A 24,544-nucleotide genomic window follows, 5' to 3' on the forward strand; every position below is an offset into this window, starting at 1 on the left:
CCGGGCAAGGAGAATGTGTTTTGACGATCGACGGCGCCGTTGCGCGCGAACCCCTGACCGACCGTCCCTCTGCGGACTGCGATGAAACCGCCGGCGATTCCGGGCCGCGGCATGGCGTCACCGTCATCGTCTGCAGTTCCTGCCGGCATCCCGGTGAGACCGATGTCTCCCCGCGCCCGGGTTCGCTGCTGGCGGCCGATACAAGGCGCGCGGGCGAGAACAGCCAAGTCAGCGTCAGGCATGTTGCCTGCCTGGGCAACTGCAAGCGTGGCCTCAGCGCCGCCATCCTCAAACCCGGCGCCTGGAGCTATGTCTTCGGCGAGCTCACCACCGACAGCGGTGCCGATCTCATCGCCGGCGCCGAGCTTTTCGCCCGGTCGGCGGACGGCTTCATGCCGTTCCGTGCCCGCCCCGAAAGCCTGAAGCGGGGTCTCATCGCCCGCGTCCCCAATTTCGACAACCTGAAGGACCTGCCATGACCGCGTCCGCCGATCGCGTCCCCTGCACCGTCGTCACCGGCTTTTTAGGCGCCGGCAAGACCACACTCATCCGCAACGTCCTGGAGCGGGCTGGCGGCAAACGGCTGGCGATCATCGTCAACGAGTTCGGCGATGCCGGCATCGACGGCGAGATCCTGAAGAGCTGCGGCATCGAGAACTGCCCGGAGGAAAACGTGCTGGAACTGGCCAATGGCTGCATCTGCTGCACCGTGGCCGACGATTTCGTGCCGGCGCTCGAACAGATCCTCTCCCGCGAGCCGAAGGTGGACCACATCCTGATCGAGACCTCCGGTCTGGCGCTGCCCAAGCCGCTGGTGCAGGCCTTCCAGTGGCCGGCCATCAGGAACCGCGTCACGGTGGACGGTGTGATCGCCGTGGTCGATGGCCCGGCACTGGCCGAAGGCCGTGTCGCCGCCGATCTCGACGCGCTGGACGCGCAACGCGCGGCGGACGATTCGCTCGACCATGACGACCCCATCGAAGAGGTGTTCGACGATCAGGTCGCCTGCGCCGACCTCATCATCCTGTCGAAGAGCGATCTTCTCGACGCGGCCGGCAATGAGCGCGCAAGGGGCCGCATCGAGGCGCATCTGGCGCGCAGCGTGAAGATCGTGCCGAGCGCCCATGGCAAGGTCGATCCGGCGCTGCTTCTGGGCCTCGGCCTGGCGGTCGAGGACGATATAGAAAACCGCAGAACGCATCATGACGGCGCGGATGACCATGAGCACGACGATTTCGACACCTTCATCGTCAACCTGCCGGCGGTGCCACATCCCGAGGATCTGGAACGCCGCGTGACCGCCGCCGTCGACACCGGCGAGGTGCTTCGTCTCAAGGGTTTCGCCCATGTGACGGACAAGCCGATGCGGCTGCTCGTGCAGGCGGTCGGCCCGCGCGTCTCGCAATATTACGACCGCGCCTGGAAGGCCGACGAGACGCCCCGGAGCCGCCTGGTCATCATCGGGCTGAAAGGCATCGACCGCGCGCGGATCGAAGGCCTTCTGATGACTTGATCCGATGCATATCCTCGCCACCACCACCGCTTCGCTTGACGATCTGATCGAGCCCGTCGATCTGCGGCAGGCGCCGGCGGATATGGTGGCGCTGTCTTTCACCGACAGCGATCTGGCGGGGCTGGCGGCGGCCTGGCGGGCCGAGCGCGATACGCTGCCATCCATGCGGCTTGCCGCCCTGCGTGATCTGCGCCACCCCATGTCGGTGGACCTTTGGGTGGACGCCGTGGCGGCGCATGCGCGCATCATCCTGGTCCGCGTTCTCGGCGGCTACGACTGGTGGCGCTATGGCTGCGACCGGCTCGCCGCGCTGGCTCGGAAAAAGGGCATCGCGCTGGCACTCCTGCCGGGCGAAGGCCAGGCGGACGATTCGCGCCTTGCCGAGCGCTCCACCGTATCGGCGGAAGAACGCGCGGCGCTGCTCGCCTATTTCCGCGAGGGCGGGCCGGGCAATATGCGCGCGCTGGCGCGGCGGCTGGCCTCTTTGGCGGGACGCGGGATCGAGGCTCCCGCCCCGGTGCCGCTCGCCAAGGCGGGGTTCTACGCGCCGGATCGCGGTATCGTGCCGCTCGACTTCTTCACCGCCCGGTTGGACGAGGCGCGCCCCCTCGTGCCGATCCTGTTCTACCGCTCCATGCTGCTTGCCAGCGACGTGGCGCCCATCGACGCGCTGAGCGCAGCGCTGGAGAAACGCGGCTTCCTCGCCGTCCCCATCTTCGTCTCCAGCCTGCGCGACGGGGACGCGGCGGCCTTCGTGCAGGAAGCGGCCGGGCGCCTGCGGCCTTCCGCTCTCGTCACCGCCACCGCCTTTTCCAGCGGCGCGGAGCCTGGCGAGAAAACGCTGTTCGACCGGCTGGGCCTGCCCGTCTTCCAGGTGATCACCGCCACCACCCGCCGCAAGGCCTGGCAGGAGGGCCAGCGCGGGCTGGCGCCGGCCGATCTCGCCATGCATGTCGTCCTGCCGGAGCTGGATGGCCGCATCATGGCCGGCGCGATCTCCTTCAAGGACGAAGCCGACATCGATGACGGCCTGTCCTTCGGCATCCAGCGCAACCGGCCGGAGGAGACCCGCGTCGAGCAGGCCGCCGCCCGCATCGCGGCTCTGCTGGCGCTGCAGGCGAAGCCGCGCGGAGAGCGCCGCATCGTCATCCTCATCCCAGACTATCCGAGCGCGCCCGGCCGCACCGGCTATGCCGTCGGCCTCGACGTGCCGGCCAGCGTGCTTGCCATGCTGCACGACCTCAAGGAAGCCGGCTATGGGGTGGGCGAAATCCCGGCAACATCGCGCGATCTGATGCGCTTGCTGGAAAAAGCATCAGGATCTCTCCCCCTCTCCGACTACCGGCCCTTTTTCGACCGCCTTCCCGAAGCCGCGCGCAACGCTGTCAAAGAAACCTGGGGCGAGGCGGAAGACAAAGAATTCCGCTTCCGCGCCGCCCATTTCGGCAATGTCAGCGTGGCGCTCGCGCCCGACCGGGGCAGTGCCGCCGACCGGCGCGCTGACTATCACGATCCGGCGCTCGCCCCCCGCCACGCGCTGCTCGCCTTCGGCGCATGGCTGCGCGAGAAGCTTGAGGCGGACGCGCTCGTCCATGTGGGCGCGCATGGCACGCTGGAATGGCTGCCCGGCAAGACCGTCGCGCTGACGGAAACCTGCTTTCCCGAAATCGTCACCGGGGCCCTGCCGGTCGTCTATCCCTTCATCGTCAGCAATCCCGGCGAGGCGGCCCAGGCGAAAAGGCGCATCGGGGCGGTCACGCTCGGCCATCTGACCCCGCCGCTCGCCGGCGCGGGACTTTCCGACGAAGAGCGCGAGCTCGAACGGCTGGTCGACGAATATGCCCAGGCCGACGGGCTCGACCGCCGCCGCCGCGACCGGCTGGCCAGGCTGATCGTCGAGACGGCGCAGCGCACCGGCCTGTCGCGCGAGGCGGGGGTGGAAGATACGGGCGACACCGACACCGCACTGATGAAGATCGACGCCTGGCTGTGCGACCTCAAGGATTTCGCCATCAAGGACGGGCTGCACATCTATGGGCGCGGCCAGCGACCCGGCGACACGCCCGAGAGCTCCGAACGCGCCGCCTGCGCGGAGGCCGAGCGCACCGCCCTTCTGGCCGCGCTGGACGGCCGCCATATCCCGCCCGGCCCTTCCGGCGCGCCGGCGCGCGGTCGCACCGACGTGCTGCCCACCGGCCGCAACCTCTTTACCGCCGACCCGCGCACCCTGCCGACGCCGACGGCGACCGCGCTCGGGCAAATGGCGGCCGACGAAGCCGTGCGCGGCTACTGCCAAGAGCACGGCGATTGGCCGCGTGCGCTCGTGATCGATCTGTGGGGCAGCGCCAGCCTGCGCACCGGCGGCGAGGAGATCGCGCAGGGGCTCGCTCTGATGGGATGCCGCCCGCAATGGGACAACGCCACCGGCCGCCTCATCGGCATCGAGGTGCTGCCACCGGCCAGCATCGGGCGGCCGCGCATCGATGTCACCTGGCGCATTTCCGGCCTGTTCCGTGATATGTTCCCGACCCAGATCGCACTTCTCGACACGGCGATAGCGGCGGTCGCCGCGCGCGACGAGGCGGACGGCGAAAACCCGCTCGCCGCCGCGGCGCGCGCCACCGGCAAGACCCCGGCCCGCATATTCGGCTCGGCGCCCGGCACCTATGGCGCCGGCATAGAGGAGCGCCTGTCGCGCGGCGACTGGCGGGAGCGCACTGAGCTCGGGCAGGCCTATCTCGACGCCGCCTCCCACGCCTTCGGCGGAGCGGAAGGGGAAGGGCGCAGCCTGCCCGGCGCCTTCGCGGCACAGGTGGCGGGAGCCGACATGCTGATCCACACCGGCGACGATGCCGGCCGCGACATATTGGAGGGCTCCGCCGATGTCGCCTTCATCGGCGGCTTTTCCGCCGCCGTGGCGGCGCTCGGCGGCAAGGCCGATGTGGTAGTGCTCGATACCACCGACCCCGAACGTCCGCGCGCCCGCTCGCTTGCGCAGGCCATCGCACGCACGGTGCGGGCGCGGGCCATCAATCCCCGGTTCATCGCCGGCCAGATGCGGCACGGTCCGCGCGGCGCGGCCGAGCTGACGGAAACGGTCGACCGGCTGGTCGGCTTCGCCGAGGCCACCGAGGCCGTTTCGAGCGCGCTGATCGACGCCGTCTTCGACGCCTATCTTGGCGATGAGGCGGTGCGCGGCTTTCTGCTCCACGAAAACCCCACTGCGGCCCGCGCCATGGGCGAGCGCTTTCGGTCCGCGCGCCGGCGCGGCCTGTGGCACGCGCGCCGCAACACGATCGACGACGACCTGGCGGCGCTCATCGCCGAGGCCGAGAGCGAGGAGGCGACGGCATGACCCTGCGGCGCGGCGCCTGCCCCTCCCTGGCCCAGCCGATGCAGACCGGCGATGGCCTGCTCGTACGGCTGGCGCCCGCCCACGGACGCCTCACGCCGTCCAAGCTCGCGCAGATCGCGCAGGCGGCGGATCGCTTCGGCAACGGGCTTCTGGAAATCACCACGCGCGGCAATCTGCAGATCCGCGGCCTGACCGCGCGAACCGCGCCGCTTCTGGATGACTTCATGGCCGATTTGGACCTCGGCATCGCCAGCGGCCTCGCCGTCGAAACCGGGCCGCTGGCCGGACTTGCCGTCGACGAGATCGCAGACCCACGTGGCCTTGCCAGCGCAATTGCCGCGCAAGCCGCCGAACTGCGGCTCGCCCCGAAAGTCTCCGTCACGGTCGACGGCGGCGGACCCTTGCATCTCGGCGAAATCGGCGCCGACATAAAGCTCGAGGCGCTGGGTGGCGGCGAATGGCGGATCGGCATCGGTGGGGCGCGCCGAACCGCCCGCTGGCTGGGCGCCGGCGGCGAAGCGGCGGTGCTGTCCGCGAGCATGGCGATCCTCCGCCTGCTCGCGCAAAAAGGTTGCGAAGCGCGCGCGCGCCATCTGGACCACCGCGATCTCTTCGACCTCACGGAAGAATTGCAGCCGGCAAACGACCTTGCCGCAAGCAGCTGCGCCAAGCCGATCGGCACCTTCGACTTGAGCGATAATTCCCATGCGATCGGCTTCGCCCTGCCCTTCGGCCAGGCGCGCGCGGCCCATCTCATAGCCCTGTGCGAAGCGGCATCCAACGCTAGGGAAATCCGTCTGGCGCCCGGCGGCGGGCTGCTGGTGCTAGGTCTGCCGGCAGGCGAGGAAGGCACCCTTCGTCTCGCTGCCAGACATTTCGGCTTCATCATCGAGACCACCGATCCGCGTCTTGCCATATCCGCCTGCGCCGGCGCGCCCTTCTGCGCCTCCGCCCATCTCGGCACCAAGGCGCTGGCCGAGGAAGCCGCCGCCGCCGGGCTGATCGACGGCACCTTCCGCCTGCATGTGTCCGGCTGCGAAAAGCGCTGCGCCCAGCCGACCGGGGACTGCGTCAGCCTGATCGGCCGCGAGGGCGCGTTCGTCGTTACCGCCGACGGCACGACCGCCCCGGCATATCTCCGCACCTTCCTTGTCGAGCGGGCGGAAGCGCTGCGCTCGACCCCATCGCGAAAGACCGCCTGATGCCGCAAACCGACTACATCCGCGACGGCAATGCCATCTACGAACAATCCTTCGCCATCATCCGCAACGAGGCCGACCTTTCGCGCTTTTCGGATGAAGAGGCCGATATTGCGATCCGCATGATCCACGCCTGCGGGCAGGTCGAGGCGGCGGCGCATTTCGTCTTTTCGACGGACTTCGTCGGGCAGGCGCGCGCGGCGCTCAAGGCGGGCGCGCCGATCCTGTGCGACGCCGAGATGGTGGCGCGGGGCGTCACCGCTACACGCCTGCCGGCCGGCAACGAGGTGATCTGCACCCTGCGCGACGAGCGCACCCCGGCGCTTGCCGAAAAGCTCGGCAACACCCGGTCGGCGGCGGCGCTGGAATTGTGGCGCGACAGGCTGGAAGGCGCGCTGGTCGCCATCGGCAATGCGCCGACCGCCCTTTTCCACCTACTCGACATGATCGATGCGGGCGCGCCCAGGCCCGCGGCCATCATCGGCATGCCCGTGGGCTTCGTCGGCGCGGCCGAATCGAAGGAGGCATTGGCCGCAGGCAGCCATGGCATCCCCTTCGCCATCGTTCGCGGCCGCATGGGCGGCAGCGCCATGACGGCGGCCGCCGTCAACGCATTGGCGAGGGCCGGGCTATGAAGGGAACACTGATTGGCGTCGGCACCGGCCCCGGCGATCCCGACCTCCTGACGCTGAAGGCGTTGCGCGCCCTGCAGCAGGCCGAAGTGGTCGCGTATTTCGCCAAGCGCGGGCGCAAGGGCAATGCCCGGCGCACCGTCGAAGGCCTGTTGAAGCCCTCCGTTATCGAACTGCCGCTCGATTATCCCGTCACCACGGAAATCGACAAGGCGCATATCGACTACATCGGCGCCATAGCCGGGTTCTACGAGGAGGCCGCGCGCCGGGTCGAAAGCCATCTCAGCGAAGGCCGCGACGTGGCGGTGCTGAGCGAGGGCGATCCCTTGTTCTACGGCTCCTACATGCATCTGCATGTGCGGCTCGCGCCCCTTTATCCGACGCGGGTGATCCCCGGCATCACCGCCATGTCCGGCTGCTGGTCGCAGGCGGGCCTGCCCATCGTGCAGGGCGACGACATATTGAGCATCCTGCCGGGCACGCTGCCGGAAGCCGAGCTCGTGCGCCGGCTTTCCGACACGCAGGGCTTCGTCATCATGAAGGTCGGCCGCAACCTGCCGAAGATCCGCCGCGCGCTCGCCGCCGCCGGCAGGATGGACGGCGCGCTCTATGTGGAGCGCGGCACGATGGAAAACACGCTGACCCGCCCGCTTTGCAACAAGCCGGACGATGAAGCCCCCTATTTCTCGCTGATCCTCGGGCCGGGCTGGCAGGACAGGCCGCACGAGGCTGTCGCATGAGCGGACGTCTCGTCATCATCGGCACCGGTCCCGGCAACCCTGCGCAAATGACGCCGCAGGCGCGCACGGCAATCGCCGCGGCCAGCGATTTCTTCGGCTACGGCCCTTATCTCGACCGGCTCGACCTCAACGACAGGCAGACCCGCCACGCCTCCGACAATCGCGAGGAACTCGCCCGCGCCAGGGCGGCGCTGGCAATGGCGGCCTCGGGCCGGCATGTGGCGGTCGTCTCGGGCGGCGATGCCGGCGTCTTCGCCATGGCGGCCGCCGTCTGCGAAGCCATTGAGCATGGCCCGGCCGAATGGCGGCGGCTGGATCTGGAGATCGTCCCCGGCATCACCGCCATGTTGGCGGTGGCCGCACGGGTCGGCGCGCCGCTCGGCCACGATTTCTGCGCGATTTCGCTATCGGACAATCTGAAGCCGTGGGCGCTCATCGAGGAACGGCTTGCCGCCGCCGCCGCCGCCGGTTTCGTAATCGCGCTCTACAATCCGATCAGCCGCGCCCGGCCCTGGCAGCTCGGCCGTGCCTTCGAACTTCTGCGCGAAAAGCTCTCCGGGCAAACGCCGGTGATCTTCGGCCGCGCCGCCGGGCGGCCCGACGAGCGCATATCGATTGTCCGGCTGGACGAGGCGCAGCCCGAAATGGCCGACATGGCCACCTGCGTGATCGTTGGTTCGCAAGAGACCCGCATGATCGCGCGCGACGGCCTGTCCCCGCTGGTCTATGCGCCGCGTTCCGCGGAAAGGCCGATGAGATGAGCCTCGACCTGCTTCACGGCGTCCCCTACGGTGTGAACGACGGCAGCACTGGCCTGCTTCGGCCGGACGACCATGATCACCGGCAGCCCGAGCGCACGGGCGGCGGCGATCTTTCCATAGGTGGCCGTCCCGCCGCTGTTCTTGGCAACGATCGTTTTGCATCCGTGCCGGATCAGCAGCGCCCGTTCGTCATCTTCAGAAAAAGGCCCGCGCGACAGGATGCAGGTCGCGCGCGGCGGCAGGTGCGCGGGATCGACCGGCTCGACGCTGCGAATGAGATAGTGATGCTGCGGCGCTTGGGCGAAGGCAGCCACCTCCTGCCGGCCTATCGCCAGGAAGACGCGGCGCGACGCGGCGCCCAGAAGTCCGGCCGCCTCTGCCACGTCATTCGCCATTCGCCAGTCGTCGCCCTCCCCCGGCTCCCAGGCGGGCCGCGTCAGCGTGACGAGGCGCACGCCGGTTATGGCGGCGGCCTCCGCCGCGTTGCGCGCCATGCGCGCGGCGAAAGGATGCGTGGCGTCGATCAGCAGGCCGATATCGTTCTCGCGCAGATAGCGGACCAGTCCCTCCGCGCCGCCGAAACCGCCGACGCGCGTTTCGCCGGCCAGTGGCCGTGGCGTGCGGGTGCGTCCGGCCAACGAAGTGGTAACGCGCAGATCGCCCCGCGCCGCGAGATGTTCCGCCAATTGCCGCGCCTCGCCGGTTCCGCCGAGAATGAGGATATGGGTGGTCATGATGTCTTCTAGGGCAAAAGAGGCCGCTTTGGGAACGGGGTCGGCCGCCCGCCGAGACCCGTCCTCGAGATGGCTTACCATCGTCGGCATCGGCGAGGACGGCCTTGCGGGCCTGAGCGAAGCCGCCAAGGCCGCCATCGGCGAGGCCGAGTTCGTCTTCGGCGGCCATCGTCATCTGGCGCTGGCCGAAAGCATGATCGCCGGTGAAAAATGCCCATGGCCCACGCCTTTCGCGAAAGCGGTGAACGACATCGCCGCGCTCAGCGGCCGCCGCGTCTGCGTGCTCGCCTCGGGCGATCCGTTCCACTTCGGCGTCGGGGCGACGCTGGCCCGGCGGGTTACTGCCGCCGAGATGCACATCCTGCCCGCGCCGTCCGCCTTCAGCCTTGCCGCGGCGCGCCTCGGCTGGCCGCTCCAGGAAGCGGAGACGGTCTCGCTGCATGGCAGGCCAATCGCTCTGATCCGCCCGCTGCTGCATCCCGGCCGCCGCGTCATTGCTCTCACTTCCGACGGGCAGGCACCCGCCAAGGTTGCGGCATTGCTGATGGAAGAAGGCTTCGGCGCATCGCGCTTCCATGTGCTGGAAGCGCTGGGAGGACCGCGCGAGCGCCACACGCGAGCCACCGCCGAAGACCTCGGCGCCCCCACCTTCGACGATCTCAACGTGATCGCCGTCGAGGTCGCCGCCTCGGCTGGCGCCCGCATCCTGCCGCTGGGCACCGGACTAGCCGACACGCTGTTCGAGCATGACGGCCAGATCACCAGGCCGGAAGTGCGCGCCGTCACGCTTGCCGCCCTTCAGCCGAAACGCGGCCAGCTTCTGTGGGACATCGGCGCGGGCTCGGGGTCGATCTCCATCGAATGGATGCGCCAGCATCCCTCCCTGCGCGCCATCGCCATCGAAGCCGATGCCCCGCGTGCCGAACGCATCGGCCGCAATGCGGAAAGCTTCGGCGTGCCGGACCTGCAAATGGTGACGGGAACAGCCCCGGAGGCGCTGGCAGGCCTGCCGACGCCAGACGCGGTCTTCATCGGCGGCGGCGGAAGTGTTCCCGGCGTCACGGAAACCGCCATGGAAGCGCTCCCCACCGGCGGGCGCCTGGTCGCCAATGCCGTAACGCTGGAGATGCGCGCCATGCTCATCGAGCTTCATGCCCGGCGGGGCGGCGAACTCATCGAGATCGCCATCGCGCGCGCCGCGCCCGTCGGCGGCATGACGGCCATGCGCCCCGCTCTGCCCGTCATGCAATGGCGCTGGAGCAAGCCATGATCTGCGCCGGGCTCGGCAGCACGAGCAACACCACACGCGAGACGGTTCTGGCCGCCCTCGACGCCGCGCTGGCGCATCACAGCCTCGGGCGCGCCAAACTCGACGCGCTCGCCACCGTGCCGCGCAAGAAGGACGAGGCCGGCTTTCACGAGGCGGCAAGCCATCTCGGCCTGCCGCTGATCGTCGCAAGCGAGGAAGCTCTTGAAGCCGCAGCGGGAAGCTGCCTCACCGTCTCCCGCGCTTCCCTGCGCGCGACCGGCTTCGACTCCGCCTCCGAGGCCGCCGCCCTTGCCGCTTGCGGCGCCACCGCCCGCCTCCTCGGGCCAAGGCTCGTGCGGGAGGGCGTCACCTGCGCCATCGCCACAACCGGAAACCAACCATGACCGTTCACTTCATCGGCGCCGGACCGGGCGCTGCCGACCTCATCACCGTGCGCGGGCGCGATCTTCTTTCGCGCTGCCTCGTCTGCCTCTATGCCGGCTCGCTGGTGCCGAAGGAATTGCTCGCGCATTGCCCGCAGGGCGCGCGCATCGTCGACACCGCACCCTTCTCGCTCGACGAGATCGAGGCCGAGTATATGGCCGCCCATGAGGCAGGACAGGATGTGGCGCGGCTCCATTCGGGCGATCTGTCGGTCTGGAGCGCCGTTGCCGAACAGATGCGCCGTCTCGACCGGCTGGGCATTGCCTACACGCTGACGCCCGGCGTGCCGGCCTTTTCGGCAGCCGCGGCGGCGCTGGGCCGCGAACTGACCATTCCCGAAGTCGCGCAGAGCCTGGTCCTGACGCGGGTATCGGGCCGCGCGTCGAAGATGCCCGAAGGCGAAAACCTGGCCGCCTTTGCCGCCACCGGCGCGACGCTCGCCATTCATCTGGCCATCCACGCGCTAGACCGCGTGGTGGCCGAGCTCACGCCCTTCTACGGCGGCGATTGCCCCGTTGCCATCGTCGTGCGTGCCAGCTGGGCGGACGAGCGCGTGGTGCGCGGCACGCTCGAAACCATCGAGGCGGAGGTGGCGAAGGACCCCATCGACCGCACGGCGCTGATCTTCGTCGGCCCCGGCCTGACCGCACGCGAGTTCCGTGAAAGCGCGCTCTACAGCGCCGAGTATCAGCGGCGTTTCCGGGGGCGCGAGGGCCTATGAGCACGGTCGACACCCTGGCCCGGCTCGGCTTCGAGCCGGCCGATTTCGAACCCGGCCATGTCTGGCTGGCAGGCGCCGGTCCGGGCGGTCTCGGCTGCCTCACGCTCGACGTGCTGGCGGCTCTCGGCACGGCGGAATCGGTGGTCTACGACGCGCTGGTCGACCGGTCCGTCTTGAAGGCGGCGCCGCAGGCCGAGCACCATTATGTGGGCAAGCGCGCCGGCCAGCCTTCCACCAGCCAGGACGAGATCAACCGCCTGCTGGTCGAAGAGGCGAAAGCCGGCCGCCGCGTGCTGCGCCTCAAGGGCGGCGACCCCAACATGTTCGGGCGCGGCGGCGAGGAGGCGTTCGTGCTCGCCCGCGCGGGCATCCCCTTCCGTTTCCTGTCCGGCATCACCTCGGCGGTGGGGGCGCTGGCCGGTGCCGGCATCCCGGCAACCATGCGCGGCGTCAACAAGGCCATCGTCTTCGCCACCGGCCATGCCGCCGGCGATGCCGACGATCTCGACTGGGCGGCGCTGGCGGCGACCGGCCAGCCCATCGTCATCTATATGGGCATGCAAAAGCTGGCCCTGATCGCCGACGCGCTTGCCAGAGGCGGCCTTGCGCCGCAAACGCCGGCCGCCCTCATCATGGACGCCACCACGCGCCGCGAACGCATCCTCGTCACCGATCTCGAAAGCCTCGTGCGGGAGGCCGAGGCACAGGGTTTCGGTTCGCCGGCGATCATCGTGATCGGCGGGATCGTGGCTCTCAGGAAGGAACTCCAATGACCGCCCGCGCGCTCATCGTCGGTGCGGCCCGCTCCGGGTCCGGCAAGACCAGCGTGACCATCGGCCTGATGCGCGCCCTGCGGCGACGCGGGCTTGCCGTGCGCGGCGCCAAGTCCGGTCCCGACTATATCGATCCCGGCTTCCACATGGCCGCCACCGGCCATCCCGGCGTTAATCTCGACAGTTGGGCGATGCATCCCGACCTTCTGGCGCACCTTGCCAAAGGCCAGGCGGCGGATGCCGACATCCTGCTGATCGAAAGCGCCATGGGCCTGTTCGACGGCATCGTTTCGGAACCGGGACGATCCGGCGCCGCCGCCGACATCGCCCGTCTTTACGACGTGCCCGCGCTCGTCATCCTCGACGTCTCCGGCCAATCGCAGACTGCGGCGGCGCTCGCCAAGGGCTTTGCGGCCTATGATCCGCGCGTGAAGATCGCCGGCATCGTGCTCAACCAGGTGGCAAGCGCCCGGCACGAAACGATGGCGCGCGATGCCATTGAGGCGATCGGCATGAAAGTGCTGGGCGCGGTGCACCGAAACCCCGACATGGCCCTGCCGGAGCGGCATCTGGGGCTCGTGCAGGCGAGCGAGCACGACGCGCTGGAAGCCTTCATCGAGCGGCTGGCCGATGTGATGGAAAGATCCATCGATCTCGATGCGGTGCTGGCCGCGGCCGCCCCTCTGTCCGTGCCCGCCGTCACGACCAGTCACAGGCTGCCACCCCCCGGCCAGCGCATCGCCATCGCCCGGGACCGCGCCTTCAGCTTCGTCTATCCGCATGTGGCGGCGCACTGGCGCCAGGCCGGGGCCGAGCTCCTGCCCTTCTCGCCGCTGGCCGACGAAGGGCCCGATCCGTCCGCCGATGCCTGCTGGCTGCCCGGCGGCTACCCGGAGCTTCATCCCGGAAGGCTGGCGGAAGCGGAGACTTTCCGCGCCCGCATGCGTGCCTTCGCAAAAACGCGGCCGGTGCATGGCGAGTGCGGCGGCTTCATGGTGCTCGGCCGCGCACTGGAGGATGCCGACGGGATAACGCATCCCATGCTCGGCCTGCTCGACCATGTGACGAGCTACGCAAAGCGCAAGATGAATCTCGGCTACCGGCAGGCGAGATTGACGCGAGACTGTCCCATAGGCAAAGCCGGCGAGACTATAAGGGGCCACGAGTTCCACTATTCGCGGCTGGTCGAACCAGGGAATGACGAGCCGCTTGCCGAACTGGCCGACGGCCAGGGCCGCGCCCTCGGCCGCTCGGGCGCCCGGCGCGGAAACGTGTCCGGCACCTATTTCCATGCAATCGCGCGAGGCTGAGCTATGACGGCCTCTCCTGCCAGCGCGCTCCTGCGCGACGTCGCCGCCTGCATCGGCTTCTACACCCGCCTGCCGCTGCCGGCTTTCGGGATGCCGGAGCGCGGTTTCGCCGCCGCGCAATGGGCTGCGCCCGTCGCAGGCTGCCTCATCGGTGCGGCGGGCGGGCTGGTGCTCCTGTTCTCATTGTGGCTGGGCCTGCCCGCGACCGTCGCCGCCGCGCTGGCCCTGGCCGCCACCATGGCGCTCAGTGGCGCCCTGCACGAGGATGGTTTGGCCGACGTCGCCGATGGTTTCGGTGGCGGAACGACCCGCGAAAGCAAGCTCGCCATCATGCGGGACAGCCGCATCGGCACCTATGGCGTCGCGGCGCTCGTCCTTTCCATCCTCCTGCGCTGGTCGGCGCTGACGGCGCTGGCCTCGGCGGCCCTGCCGGCGCTGATCGCCGCCCATGCCGTCTCGCGCGCGCTGATGCCGGCGTTGATGGCGCTTCAGCCGCCCGCGCGCGACGACGGACTTTCGGCCGGCGCCGGCAAGCCAGACGGCCGCGCCGTCTTCTTCGCGCTCCTCATCGGCGGTGGTGTCCTGCTTGTCGCGGGCACCGGCCTTTTCCTGATCGCCGCGCCGCTCCTGGCGCTCTGCCTGTTTCTCGTCAAGCGTCTGGCGGAGCGGCAGATCGGCGGCCAGACCGGCGACGTTCTCGGCGCGCTGCAGCAGGCGGCCGAAACGCTCACCCTGCTTGCGGCGACGCTCCATTGGAGTCCGCTGTGGTTCACAGCGGGCTCCTACACCTGAAGGACTTTTCATGACCCAATTCAAGACGATCGAACGACTGCGCGACGCCTGTCTCTCGCTGCCGGCGGGCGACGAAGACGCCGCGCAGCAGGCAGCCGCCCGTCAGAACACGCTGACCAAGCCACCCGGCAGTCTCGGTCGGCTGGAGCAAGCCGCGATCTTCCTCGCGCGCTGGCAGGGACGGCACTTGCCGCGGCTCGAAACGCTTCATGTGCTGGTCTTTGCCGGCTCGCACGGCGTGACCGCGCGCGGCGTCTCGGCCTTCCCGGCCGAGGTCACGGCGCAGATGGTGGCGAACTTTTCCGCCGGCGGCGCAGCCGTCAACCAGCTTGCCCGCCAGGCCGGTGCGACCCTCACCGTAACGCCGCTCGACATTGAGCGGCCGACCGCCGACTTCACCCAGGCGCCGGCGATGACGGAGGCCGAGTTCCTCGCCGCCGTGCAAACGGGTTATGATGCCGTGCCGGAACAGGCCAACCTCGTCGCGCTTGGCGAGATGGGCATCGGCAACACCACCGCCGCCGCCGCGGTCGCCGCCGCCCTGCTCGGCGGCAGGGGCGCGGACTGGGTTGGTCGCGGCACCGGCGTCGACGATGCCGGCCTGACCCGCAAGGCGGAGGCGGTGGATGCCGGGCTTGCCTGCCATGGCACGATGCTCTCCGACCCGCTCGCCGCCCTTCGCTGCGTTGGCGGGCGCGAAATTGCGGCAATGTTCGGCGCGCTGCTCGCAGCGCGCCGCAAACGCATTCCCGTGCTCCTCGACGGCTTCGTCTGCGGTGCGGCTGCCGCCACGCTCGCCAGCCTGAACGGGGCTGGCCTGGCGCATGCGCTGGCCGCCCATGTCTCGGCCGAGCCGGGGCATCGGAAGCTGCTCGCCGCCCTCGGCATGGTCCCGCTGCTCGACCTCGACATGCGGCTCGGCGAAGCCTCCGGCGCCTGTCTGGCGATCAACGTCCTGCGCGGCGCGGTCGCCTGCCACAACGGCATGGCGACCTTTGCCGAGGCAGGCGTTTCGGACGGATAGGATCATCGATGCGCAGGCTCTCCATCATCGGCATCGGCACGGGCAATCCTGAGCACATGACGGTGCAGGGCGTCGGTGCGCTGAACCGCGCCGATGTCGTCCTCATCCCGCGCAAGGGCGCCGCCAAGGAGGACCTTGCCGACCTCCGCCGTGCGATCTGCGACCGTTTCCTCGCCAACCCCGTCACCCGCATCATCGAATTCGACCTGCCGGAGCGCGATGCGGGTGATCCTTCCTATCGCAAGGGCGTAGACGACTGGCACGCGGCCATCGCCGACCTTTATGCGGCTCTCCTTGCCGAGCACACGGGCGAGAATGGCCATGCGGCCTTTCTCGTCTGGGGCGACCCGTCGCTTTACGACAGCACGCTACGCATCGTGGAGCGGCTGCGCGCCGATGCCGGCATGGAGCTCATGCTCGACGTCGTGCCCGGCATCACCAGCATCCAGGCGCTGGCGGCGAGCCATGGAATGCCGCTCAACACTATCGGCGGGGCGGTGCACATCACCACCGGGCGAAAGCTTCGTGCGGAAGGATTCCCGCAAACCGCCGACACGGCGCTGGTGATGCTGGACGGCGGCTGCGCCTTCCGCGATCTTCCCGGCGATGCCTATGACATTTTCTGGGGCGCCTATCTCGGCACGCCGGACGAAATCGCCATCGCCGGCAGGCTCGACGATGTCGCGCAAGAAATCGAGGAAGCCCGCGCAAGCGCACGGGCCGCCAAGGGCTGGATCATGGATACCTATCTCTTGCGGCGGCGGGACACGCGGGAGCGTTAGCGGGCCATCGTCCGTTCGGACGCTACGCAAGGACGCTCGAACACCTTCGGTTCACGCATCGCGCTTTCCGAAAACCGATGCCGATTTTCGGGCCGATGCGGTAATCCCATCGCTCAAAGATCCCTCACGATCTCCTCGACATCCTGCACCCGGCAATATCCCCCGAAAGCCCGCAAGGCGGTCTCATGCCGTTCCTGCGTATAGGCCGCACAGGCATCCTGCGCGCAGACCATGTAATAGCCCCGGTCGGCGCCGTCGCGGATGGCCATGTCCACGCATTGATCGGTGACGAAGCCGGCGACGATGACATTCTCGATGCCGAGATTGCGCAGCACATAGTCGAGATTGGTGGAATTGAAGACGCCCGACGACGTCTTCGGCAGGACGATTTCATCATCCTGCGGCGCGACGTCCTCGATCACCTGGGCAAGCCGCGACCCCCGAGGCACGAGAATATTCGACAGCTTGTGGTCCAGCGAACGGTCCCTGCCATCCTTCGTCAACGCTTCGATCACGGTGTAGATCACTTCCGCGCCCCTGCCCCGCGCCGCCTCCAGAAGCTTGCGCATGGCCGGCAGCGCGCGGCTCTTCAGCGCGTCGGCGAACTCGGGATGGTTCTCGAAAATCTCGGGCTCGAGTTCCGCGTTCTGCGCGTCGACGACCAGCACCGCAGTCTTCCGCGGCTCCAGCTTTCTGTCTCGCCCTTCGTGGCGCGCAAGGGTGCCGCCGGCTTGGCTGCTCATGGGCATTTTCTCCGGGAGGGGATGGCCTGTGCGCCGTTGTATGATGTTCGAGCACAGTAAGGAAAGGGACGGGGCCTTGCGGCCCCGTCAGCCGCGCAAAAGCAAGCAGCTAGTTTGTCCCCGGCGTCCAGATTTCTTCGACCTGATATTCGCCGTTGTGCACGCTGATGATGGAAACCGGCTTCGGCGGCACCATGCTTTCGCGCGTATAGCTGATCTCGCCCGTCACGCCCTTGAAGCCGCGGGTTTCGGCCAGCGCATCGCGGATATCGGCCGGTTCGGCGGATCCTGCGCGGCGGATCGCATCGGCGACCAGCATCATCGCATCATAGCCAAGGGGTGCAAAAGCGTTCTCGGGCTCAATGCCGTACTCGGCCTTGTAGTCCTCGATGAACTTCTTCACCTCTTCCCGATCGTCGGCGCGATAGGTGTGGGTGGAGAAGTAGACGTCATCGGCAAGTTCAGGTCCCGGCACGGTCGAGACCAGTTCCGTATCGAAACCGTCGCCCGAAACGATCGGCATCGTGATCCCCTGCTCGCGGATCTGCTTCACGGAAAGCCCGGCTTCGGAAGGAATGGCCGAGACGAAAACCGCGTCCGGCGCGGGATCGATGGAGGCAAGGCGCGCAATCTGGGCGGAGAAATCGGTATCGCCCATCATGAAGGTGTCCGTGCCCACGATCTCCCCGCCCCGTTCTTCGAACCGCTCGATGAAGAACTTGCTGAGCGCCTTTGTGAAATCCATCGAATTGTCGGTCCACACGGCGATCCTGCGCGCGCCGAGCTCGTCATAGGCATAGTCGGCGATTGCATAGGACTGATCGTCGTCGCCGAACGGCGTCATGAACATGTAGTCGCCGACCCACTGCGGCAATTCCGGATGGGTTGCGCCCGATGTGACGAAGGGTACGCCCTGTTCCTGAAACAGCGGCGCAGCCGCCATAACGAAGGTGGTGTCGGACTGGCCGATGCCGGCCACCACGCCCTCGGAGAGAACGCGCTGCGCGGCCTTGGCCGTCTCCTGCTGGTCGGTCTTGCCGTCGGGCGCTATGAGCTCGACCTGCCGGCCGAGCAATCCGCCCTCCGCGTTGATCTGCTTGGCGGCAAGCTGGGCGCCCTTCAGCGAGGGCCCGTCGAGCGAAGACATGCCGCCGGTCACGTTGTAAAGTGCACCGATCTCTATGGCTTCCTGTGCATGGGCCGCGCCCAGCATGGCGGCGATGGCCACCGATGCGGCAATTAATCCTTTCATGCCAATCTCCCTGGTTGTCGTTGATTGTTCACCCTCTTACGCAAGCTGCCCTCACAAACCTCATGCGCTGGAGGTAGCATGACTCTGCTAGGGGGTGTCGTCAATCGAATGATACATTTTTTCTTTCACAACGCCAGTTTGTCTGATTTGATACAGAATGTGTCGTGACGCCGGAAGGCGGAAAGGAACCGATGAGCGTATTGGAGGATCTGCGACGGGCGCTGCCCGAACTCAGCAGCCGCGAGGCGCGGGCGGCGCGTCATCTGATGGCCAATTACCCTATGGCAGGCCTCACGACAGTGGCCGAATTTGCCAGCCAGAGCGGAGTCAGCACGGCCACCGTTCTGCGCCTGGTAAAACGGCTCGGCTTCCCCGTCTATGCCGATTTCCAGGAGGCGCTCCGCAGCCATATCGAGGAGACGTTGCAATCGCCCCTGCTGCGCTTCGGAGAGCGCAAGGTGCGCGATGAAGCGGCCCAGGCATCTTTCCTGGCGCGCACCAGCAACCGCATGGCCGAGCATTTTCGTGCCCTGCCGGAACTCATTTCCGAGAAGGAGTTCGACCGCGTCGCCACGCTCCTGGCCGACCCGAAGCGCGATATCCACCTCCTGGGCGGGCGCTATTCGTCCCACGTGGCCCGCTACATGGGGGACCTGCTGACCGCGGTGCGGGGCAAGGTCCATCCCATCGGCGGCCAGACGCAGAGCTGGCCGCAATGCCTCCTGGACATGGGCCGCGGCAGCGTCCTCGTGGTGCTCGACGTCCGCCGTTACCAGGCCGATGTCGTGCAGTTTGCGCACGCCGCGTCGCAGCGTGGCGCGACCGTGGTCCTGCTGACGGACATCTGGCAGTCGCCGGCCGCGCGCTCGGCCGACCTCGTTTTGACCTTCCCCGTCGAATCGCCGTCGATCTTCGACGTGCTCACCGTGGGCATGGGCGTCGCCGAGGCGCTTGTGGGCGCGGCCGCCAGCAAAGCGGACACGACTGGCAAACGGCGGATCGAGACGCTGGAGGATCTGCGCTCGCGGTTGGCCGAGGGCGCCTTCGCCCAAGGCCAGGTCAAACCGAAGAACATGAGGGATCGATGATACGCGAAGAAGTCGTCATGCTGTGCACGGCCGATCTTGCCGGCCAGGTAAGGGGAAAAGGCTTTCCCGCTTCCGACCTGAAGGATCGGCTCAGAAAGGGCATCGGCTGGACCCCCACAAACAGCATGATCACGGCGCACGGGCCGATCGCGCCGAGCCCTTGGGGGCCTTACGGCGATACCGTGTTGATGCCCGACGAGGCTACCCGCATCCGCATCGATCTCGGCCCCGAGGCCGCCGCGCTCCACTTCATGATGGCCGACATCGAAAATCTCGACGGAACGCCGTGGAACGTCTGCCCGCGCGGCTTCCTCAAGCGGATGCTGGACGAGCTCGAGCAACGCCACGGGCTGAAGATCAAGGCCGCATTCGAGCATGAGTTCATGCTCGAGGACATTGAGGAAAGGCCCAATTCCAGCTACGCGCTGGACTCCTTCCGCCGGCAGGGGCGCTTCGCCGAAACCTATCTCGGCGCCCTCAAGGCGGCGGGCCTGGAGATCGACACCTTCATGCCCGAATACGGGCCGATGCAGTATGAAGTGACGGTCGGGCCGGCCGAGGGCGTATCGGCGGCCGATCAGGCCGTCGCCGTGCGCGAAGTCGGCCGCGCGGTCGCTCACCAGGCCGGTACGCGGGCCAGCTTCACGCCAATCCTGCGGCCCGATGCCGTGGGCAACGGCGTTCACGTGCATTTCAGCCTGATGGAGGCGGCGGACGGCACGCCGGTCAACCACGATCCATCCGCACGGGATGGCGTGTCGGAAACCGCTGCGAGCTTCCTTGCAGGCATGCTGGAGCTCATGCCGGCGATCACGGCGGTGACGGCGGCTTCAACCATTTCCTACCTGCGCCTGACGCCCAACAGATGGAGCGCGGCCTACAACAATCTCGGCGACCGCGACCGCGAGGCTGGATTGCGTATCTGCCCGGTGTTTCCCGGTGCCGGCGGTGATGTTTCGAGGCAGTTTCATTTCGAGTTCCGCGCCGCCGATGCCGCAGCCAGCCCTTACATGGTGCTGGGCGCCATGGTGGCGGCAGGCCTTTCCGGGCTGGGCAGGAAGCTGCAACGGCCCAAGGTCTGCCCCAAGCCGCCCCAGCATCTGAGCGATGGGGAGCGCGATGCCCTCGGCATCGTGCGCCTGCCCCAATCGCTCCCCCAGGCGCTGGACCTCTTCGAGAAGGAGGAGGCGCTGCGGCCGCTGTTCGGCGAGGAACTGGTCTCGGCCTATCTGACGCACAAGCGTTTCGAGACGGAGCTCATGAAGGACCTGTCGCCGGAGCAGCAATGCGGGAAGTACCGGCTGGCCTACTGAGCCTCACCTGCCGAAATCGCGCTCCATCGCCGCAAGGAGGCTGTCGGTGGTCTCCATGCGGCAGTAGCCCTTGAAGGCATTGAGCGCGGCTTCGTGGCGGGCATGGGTATCGGTCGCGCAGCCATCCTTCACGCAGATCATATGAAACCCCCGGTCCGCCCCGTCGCGGATCGTGTGGTCGATGCATTGGTCGGTGAGAAAGCCGGCGACGATGATCGTGTCCAGCCCGATATTGCGGACGAGATACTCGAAATTGGTGGAATTGAAGAGGCTGGACGAGGTCTTAGGAATGACCATTTCGTCGCCGCACGGAGCGACTTCATCGATGACTTTTGCGTCCCACGATCCCTTGGCGATGAAGAAGTTCGACAGCTTGTAATCGAGGCTGCGGTCGCGCCCGTCCCCGGTGAAGTTCTCCATCACCGTATAGATGACCTCAACACCCGATGCCCGCGCCCGGTCGATCAGCCGCGCGATATTGGCGATGACATGGCCGCGTGCCGCCTTGTAGAATTCCGGCCTCGGCTGGCGGTTCTCCTCGTCCATGACCCAGTTCTGGACATCGACGACCAGCAGCCCGCAGCGTTCCGCATGCAGCGGCTGCTCCCGCCTTTCGTAGACGTCCCGTGCGCGCGGCGCGCTCATGGTTCTTTCCTCCCGCTGAACAGGCGCCGCACGACAGCCGGCTCCCCGCTGCCGAACAGACCCGCCGGTTTCAGATAGAGAACCAGGATCAGGCACAGCGCCACGATCACCTGGCTCAGGCCGTAAAGGCCGACGCTTTCCTCCACCGGCCGCAGGGACTCCGACAGGATGGTAATGGCGGCGGCCGCGACCAGCGCGCCGGTGATGCTTCCCGATCCGCCGATCACCACCATGACGACGATGTTGAAGGCCAGAAGCACGGAATAGGTCTTGGGCGTGACCACGCTGATGAGATGGGAAAGCAGCGCCCCCGCCATGGCGGCGAGAACGGCGCCGACGACGAAGGCCAGGATCTTCAGCCGGGCAGCGTTGATGCCGCTGCACTCGGCCGCCAGCTCGTTCTCCCGAACCGCCATCATGGCCCTGCCGAGCGACGAGAACTTCATCCGCCAGGTCAGCGCCACCACGAAGACCAGGAAGCCGAAGGCCCACCAGACATTGACATGCCGGGGCAGGCCGCTGAGCCCCGCCCCGCCCCGGGTGATGCCGTCCCAGTTGGTGGCCAGCCCCTGGACGACGATGATAAGGCCAAGCGTGGCCACGGCCAGATAGTGACCCTTCAACCGCAGCACAGCGCCGCCGATGGCAAGCGCGACGATCCCGCCGGCAAGCCCGGCGATCAGCAGCGCCGGCAGCATGGAGAGTTCCGTCGCCGCCAGCCATTCCGGCAGGTCGGGCAGCATGGAGCCCTTGCGCCGCGCCGAAAATGTCAGGATGGCGGCAACATAGGCGCCGATGGTCATGAAGGCCGGGTGCCCGAGCGAGAACAGCCCGGTGAGCCCATTGGTCAGGGTCAAGGAAACCGCGAGCGCCGCATTGATGAAGAGCAGCGCCAGCAAGGTGACGACATAGGCGCTGAAACCGTGCTGGGCCGCGAACACGGCTGCCGCGGCGGCAAGCACGGTAAGCGCGGCGGCGATAAACCCACCGCGCGGCACGACCGTCCCCACCGCCGTGTCGTTCGAAGGTTTCACTTCCTGGGTCGCCGCCATGTCAAGCCCGCTCCTCGGTCTGGCGCACGAACAGGCCGGACGGCCGCACGAGCAGGATGACGATCAGAAGCAGAAAGACGAACGTGTCGCGATAGCCGGAAAATTCCTGCGGCAGCAGGCCAACGAACAACACTTCCGCAAGCCCCAGAATGTAGCCGCCCATCATCGCCCCGCCTATCGACCCGACGCCTCCGATGACGCAGGCGACGAACGCCTTGAGCCCCGGCACGAAGCCCAGCAGCGGATCGATCTGGCCGAACTTGCCGCCCCAGAACAGCCCGGACACGGCGGCCAGCGCGCTGCCGATGGCGAAGGCCGCCAGTATCGTCCGGTTCACGGCGACGCCCATCAGGCGTGCGGCGGTAAGGTTCTCGGCCGTCGCTCGCATCGCCGTGCCCAGCCGCGTTCGATAAACGATCAGGAAAAGGCCTGCGATGAGCGCCAGCGTGAGGACAATGATGACGATATCCGTCAGCGAGGCATTGACGCCGCCGAGCCCGACGCGCTGCCGCATCCCGGCCGGAAACAGAAAGTTGCGCGGCTGACCTGAAAGGATCATCAAGGCGCTGTTCTGGATGGCGATGGAGACGGCGAGCGTCGCGATGAAGCCAGTCACCTGGCTTGCGCCGCGTATCGGCCGGAAAACGATCGTCTCGATGGTCATGCCCGCGATGGCCCCGATCGTGAGCACGAAGACGAGGATCAGGGGCCAGGGCACGCCGGCGGTCACCAGCGCCAGCGTCGAGAACGCACCGATCATCACGAGGTCGCCATGAGCGAAATTGATGAGGCGGACGATGCCGTAGATCATCGAAAAGCCGATGGCCACCAGTGCATACAGGCTGCCCAGCGCCAGCCCGTTTATGAGTTGCTGGAACAGATATTGGCTCATGCGGCGATCCCGAGATAGGACTGTCTCACCCGGTCGTTGCTGGCCAACTCCGCGCCCGTGCCGGAAAGGACGATGCGCCCGTTCTCCATCACATGGGCGGCGTCGGCCACCTCCAGCGCCATCGCCGCGTTCTGCTCGATGAGGAGAATGGTGACGCCGGTGGATTTCAGCCGTGCGATGACGTCGAAGATCTTCTCCACAACCTGCGGCGCAAGGCCCAGCGACGGCTCGTCGAGAAGCAGCATTCGCGGCCGCGCCAGAAGCGCCCGACCGATGGCCAGCATCATCTGTTCCCCACCCGAAAGAGATCCGGCGGCAAGGCCCGCGCGCTCGGCAAGGATGGGAAACAGGCTGTGCACCTCGTCGAGCGTTTCCCTGATCCGTACCTTGTCGCGCTGGGCATAGGCCCCCATCGCCAGGTTCTCGGCCACGCTCAGCGACTGGAATATCTGGCGTCCCTCGGGACAGTGGATCAGGCCCGCGCGCACGATCTTTTCCGAAGCCAGCCGGGTCAGATCGAATTCCTTGCCGCCGCTTCGCAAGATAGCCGTTCCCGAGCGTGGGCGCAGCAGTCCCGAGAGGGCCAGAAGCGTCGTGGACTTGCCCGCGCCGTTGGCGCCGATCAGCGCCGCCAGCTCCCCTTCCCTCACCTGGAACGAGACCCCCTTGAGGACATGCGTGGCGCCCCGGAAAACGTTGAGGTCGCGTATCTCAAGCATGGGCCTTTTCCTTGCGCCCGGTTCCCAGATAGGCCTCGATCACGTCGGGGTCGCCCTGCACCGCCGCCGGTGTGCCCTCGGCGATGAGCTTGCCGCGGTTGAGCACCTGCACCCGGTCGCACAGGCCCATGACGAGATGCATATCGTGCTCGACGACCAGCACGGCGATGCCGAACTCCTCGTTGATCTGGCGGATGAAGCCGACGAGATCCTGCGTTTCGGAAGGGTTGAGCCCGGCGGCCGGCTCGTCGAGCAGCAGTGCCGCCGGCCCGCCGGCCAGCGCGCGGCCGATCTCCACGCGCCTCTGGTCGCCATAGGAAAGGTCGCCGGCGCGCCGGTCGGCGAGCGCCGCCAGGCCGATGCGCTCCACGATGTCGCGGCCGACCCTGCGCAGCGTATCTTCCGCCCGCCAGAAGGAAGGGAGTTGCAGCATGGTGGAAACCGTACTCGCGCCATGCCGCATGTGGCCCCCGCACATGATGTTCTCGAGCACGGACAGGTCGTCGAACAGCCTTATGTTCTGGAACGTCCGGGCAAGGCCGGCGCGGGCCATGGCATGCGGGGAAGCGCCGGTCATGTCGCGCCCGTCAACGTGGATCTTGCCCGACGAAGGCTTCAGGACGCCCGTCAGGAGGTTGAATGCGGTGGTCTTGCCCGCGCCGTTCGGCCCGATCAGGCCGACCAGATCGCCCTTTTCGAGCTTGAGGTCGTACCCGTCGACGGCCAGGAGCCCGCCAAATCGTTTCTCCAGCCCGCTCGCCTCGATAACCGGCGCGTCGCTCACGACATACCTGCTCCTCTTGTTTATGGG

25 protein-coding genes are annotated in these 24,544 nt (G+C 67.7%); 17 read left to right on the forward strand and 8 right to left on the reverse strand.

Translation table 11 applies throughout. The features are described 5' to 3' along the window. The first annotated feature begins 20 nt into the window (after window positions 1-20). Genes NTH_RS21095 through NTH_RS21125 form a run of 7 tightly spaced genes read left to right on the forward strand, consistent with a single transcriptional unit; the run spans window position 21 to window position 8,200 of the window. Entirely contained in the window at window positions 21-479 is a 459-nt protein-coding gene (locus NTH_RS21095; protein ID WP_338532181.1) for a DUF1636 family protein, read from the forward strand. Then, window positions 476-1,513, forward strand: coding sequence for a cobalamin biosynthesis protein CobW (gene cobW, locus NTH_RS21100; protein WP_338532182.1), 1,038 nt, complete (start codon window positions 476-478; stop codon window positions 1,511-1,513). Before NTH_RS21095 ends, cobW begins: the two co-directional genes overlap by 4 nt. A gap of 4 nt (window positions 1,514-1,517) precedes the next feature. Beyond that, entirely contained in the window at window positions 1,518-4,868 is a 3,351-nt protein-coding gene (cobN, locus tag NTH_RS21105; protein WP_338532183.1) for a cobaltochelatase subunit CobN, read from the forward strand. After that, window positions 4,865-6,070 carry a precorrin-3B synthase gene (gene cobG, locus NTH_RS21110; RefSeq protein WP_338532184.1) on the forward strand — a complete coding sequence of 402 codons (1,206 nt, stop codon included), beginning with the start codon at window positions 4,865-4,867 and terminating at the stop codon, window positions 6,068-6,070. Before cobN ends, cobG begins: the two co-directional genes overlap by 4 nt. Then, window positions 6,070-6,702 (forward strand): precorrin-8X methylmutase, encoded by a 633-nt coding sequence (locus NTH_RS21115; RefSeq protein ID WP_338532185.1) that lies wholly within the window; start codon window positions 6,070-6,072, stop codon window positions 6,700-6,702. Before cobG ends, NTH_RS21115 begins: the two co-directional genes overlap by 1 nt. After that, on the forward strand, window positions 6,699-7,439 hold the full coding sequence (locus NTH_RS21120; RefSeq protein ID WP_338532186.1) for a precorrin-2 C(20)-methyltransferase: 741 nt from the start codon (window positions 6,699-6,701) through the stop codon (window positions 7,437-7,439). Before NTH_RS21115 ends, NTH_RS21120 begins: the two co-directional genes overlap by 4 nt. After that, window positions 7,436-8,200, forward strand: coding sequence for a precorrin-3B C(17)-methyltransferase (locus NTH_RS21125; protein WP_338532187.1), 765 nt, complete (start codon window positions 7,436-7,438; stop codon window positions 8,198-8,200). Before NTH_RS21120 ends, NTH_RS21125 begins: the two co-directional genes overlap by 4 nt. On the opposite strand, the gene NTH_RS21130 is transcribed toward NTH_RS21125, so the two are convergent. Then, on the reverse strand, window positions 8,164-8,934 hold the full coding sequence (locus NTH_RS21130; protein ID WP_338532188.1) for a cobalt-precorrin-6A reductase: 771 nt from the start codon (window positions 8,932-8,934) through the stop codon (window positions 8,164-8,166). The genes NTH_RS21125 and NTH_RS21130 overlap by 37 nt on opposite strands. Before the next feature lies 1 nt (window position 8,935). Between NTH_RS21130 and cbiE the strand changes: the two genes are divergently transcribed. From cbiE to cobF, 8 genes are read left to right on the forward strand one after another with little or no spacing between them, the layout of a single operon-like run. Beyond that, complete coding sequence (gene cbiE, locus NTH_RS21135; RefSeq protein ID WP_422392459.1) at window positions 8,936-10,204, forward strand: precorrin-6y C5,15-methyltransferase (decarboxylating) subunit CbiE; 1,269 nt, start codon at window positions 8,936-8,938, stop codon at window positions 10,202-10,204. Next, window positions 10,201-10,587, forward strand: coding sequence for a cobalamin biosynthesis protein (locus NTH_RS21140; protein ID WP_338532190.1), 387 nt, complete (start codon window positions 10,201-10,203; stop codon window positions 10,585-10,587). Before cbiE ends, NTH_RS21140 begins: the two co-directional genes overlap by 4 nt. Next, window positions 10,584-11,348 (forward strand): precorrin-4 C(11)-methyltransferase, encoded by a 765-nt coding sequence (cobM, locus tag NTH_RS21145; RefSeq protein ID WP_338532191.1) that lies wholly within the window; start codon window positions 10,584-10,586, stop codon window positions 11,346-11,348. The genes NTH_RS21140 and cobM overlap by 4 nt, the downstream gene beginning before the upstream one ends. Further along, window positions 11,345-12,121, forward strand: coding sequence for a uroporphyrinogen-III C-methyltransferase (gene cobA, locus NTH_RS21150; protein WP_338532192.1), 777 nt, complete (start codon window positions 11,345-11,347; stop codon window positions 12,119-12,121). Before cobM ends, cobA begins: the two co-directional genes overlap by 4 nt. Next, window positions 12,118-13,431 (forward strand): cobyrinate a,c-diamide synthase, encoded by a 1,314-nt coding sequence (locus NTH_RS21155; RefSeq protein ID WP_338532193.1) that lies wholly within the window; start codon window positions 12,118-12,120, stop codon window positions 13,429-13,431. The genes cobA and NTH_RS21155 overlap by 4 nt, the downstream gene beginning before the upstream one ends. Before the next feature lie 3 nt (window positions 13,432-13,434). Then, a complete protein-coding gene (cobS, locus tag NTH_RS21160; protein ID WP_338532194.1) occupies window positions 13,435-14,223 on the forward strand; it encodes an adenosylcobinamide-GDP ribazoletransferase in 789 nt (262 codons plus the stop codon). Between the two features lie 10 nt (window positions 14,224-14,233). Continuing rightward, on the forward strand, window positions 14,234-15,247 hold the full coding sequence (gene cobT, locus NTH_RS21165; RefSeq protein ID WP_338532195.1) for a nicotinate-nucleotide--dimethylbenzimidazole phosphoribosyltransferase: 1,014 nt from the start codon (window positions 14,234-14,236) through the stop codon (window positions 15,245-15,247). 8 nt (window positions 15,248-15,255) lie between these two features. After that, window positions 15,256-16,029, forward strand: a complete 774-nt coding sequence (cobF, locus tag NTH_RS21170) for a precorrin-6A synthase (deacetylating) (protein WP_338532196.1) — start codon at window positions 15,256-15,258, stop codon at window positions 16,027-16,029. A gap of 113 nt (window positions 16,030-16,142) precedes the next feature. On the opposite strand, the gene NTH_RS21175 is transcribed toward cobF, so the two are convergent. Together NTH_RS21175 and NTH_RS21180 are read right to left on the reverse strand one after the other, a co-directional pair. Continuing rightward, window positions 16,143-16,772: a cysteine hydrolase family protein gene (locus NTH_RS21175; RefSeq protein WP_338532197.1), complete on the reverse strand. Its 630-nt coding sequence runs from the start codon at window positions 16,770-16,772 to the stop codon at window positions 16,143-16,145. A gap of 109 nt (window positions 16,773-16,881) precedes the next feature. Beyond that, on the reverse strand, window positions 16,882-18,024 hold the full coding sequence (locus NTH_RS21180; protein WP_338532198.1) for an ABC transporter substrate-binding protein: 1,143 nt from the start codon (window positions 18,022-18,024) through the stop codon (window positions 16,882-16,884). Between the two features lie 191 nt (window positions 18,025-18,215). Between NTH_RS21180 and NTH_RS21185 the strand changes: the two genes are divergently transcribed. After that, window positions 18,216-19,112, forward strand: a complete 897-nt coding sequence (locus NTH_RS21185; protein ID WP_338532199.1) for a MurR/RpiR family transcriptional regulator — start codon at window positions 18,216-18,218, stop codon at window positions 19,110-19,112. Beyond that, a complete protein-coding gene (locus NTH_RS21190) occupies window positions 19,109-20,425 on the forward strand; it encodes a glutamine synthetase family protein (protein WP_338532200.1) in 1,317 nt (438 codons plus the stop codon). The genes NTH_RS21185 and NTH_RS21190 overlap by 4 nt, the downstream gene beginning before the upstream one ends. 3 nt (window positions 20,426-20,428) lie before the next feature. On the opposite strand, the gene NTH_RS21195 is transcribed toward NTH_RS21190, so the two are convergent. Genes NTH_RS21195 through NTH_RS21215 form a run of 5 tightly spaced genes read right to left on the reverse strand, consistent with a single transcriptional unit; the run spans window position 20,429 to window position 24,517 of the window. Next, complete coding sequence (locus tag NTH_RS21195; RefSeq protein WP_338532201.1) at window positions 20,429-21,070, reverse strand: cysteine hydrolase family protein; 642 nt, start codon at window positions 21,068-21,070, stop codon at window positions 20,429-20,431. Beyond that, a complete protein-coding gene (locus tag NTH_RS21200; protein WP_338532202.1) occupies window positions 21,067-22,122 on the reverse strand; it encodes a branched-chain amino acid ABC transporter permease in 1,056 nt (351 codons plus the stop codon). The genes NTH_RS21195 and NTH_RS21200 overlap by 4 nt, the downstream gene beginning before the upstream one ends. A 1-nt stretch (window position 22,123) precedes the next feature. Further along, window positions 22,124-23,014 carry a branched-chain amino acid ABC transporter permease gene (locus tag NTH_RS21205; protein WP_265517194.1) on the reverse strand — a complete coding sequence of 297 codons (891 nt, stop codon included), beginning with the start codon at window positions 23,012-23,014 and terminating at the stop codon, window positions 22,124-22,126. Then, window positions 23,011-23,733: an ABC transporter ATP-binding protein gene (locus tag NTH_RS21210; protein ID WP_338532203.1), complete on the reverse strand. Its 723-nt coding sequence runs from the start codon at window positions 23,731-23,733 to the stop codon at window positions 23,011-23,013. The genes NTH_RS21205 and NTH_RS21210 overlap by 4 nt, the downstream gene beginning before the upstream one ends. Beyond that, on the reverse strand, window positions 23,726-24,517 hold the full coding sequence (locus tag NTH_RS21215) for an ABC transporter ATP-binding protein (RefSeq protein WP_338532204.1): 792 nt from the start codon (window positions 24,515-24,517) through the stop codon (window positions 23,726-23,728). Before NTH_RS21215 ends, NTH_RS21210 begins: the two co-directional genes overlap by 8 nt. Window positions 24,518-24,544: the final 27 nt, after the last annotated feature.

Origin of the sequence: Nitratireductor thuwali (genome assembly GCF_036621415.1) — a bacterium.
Classification (GTDB): domain Bacteria; phylum Pseudomonadota; class Alphaproteobacteria; order Rhizobiales; family Rhizobiaceae; genus Chelativorans; species Chelativorans thuwali.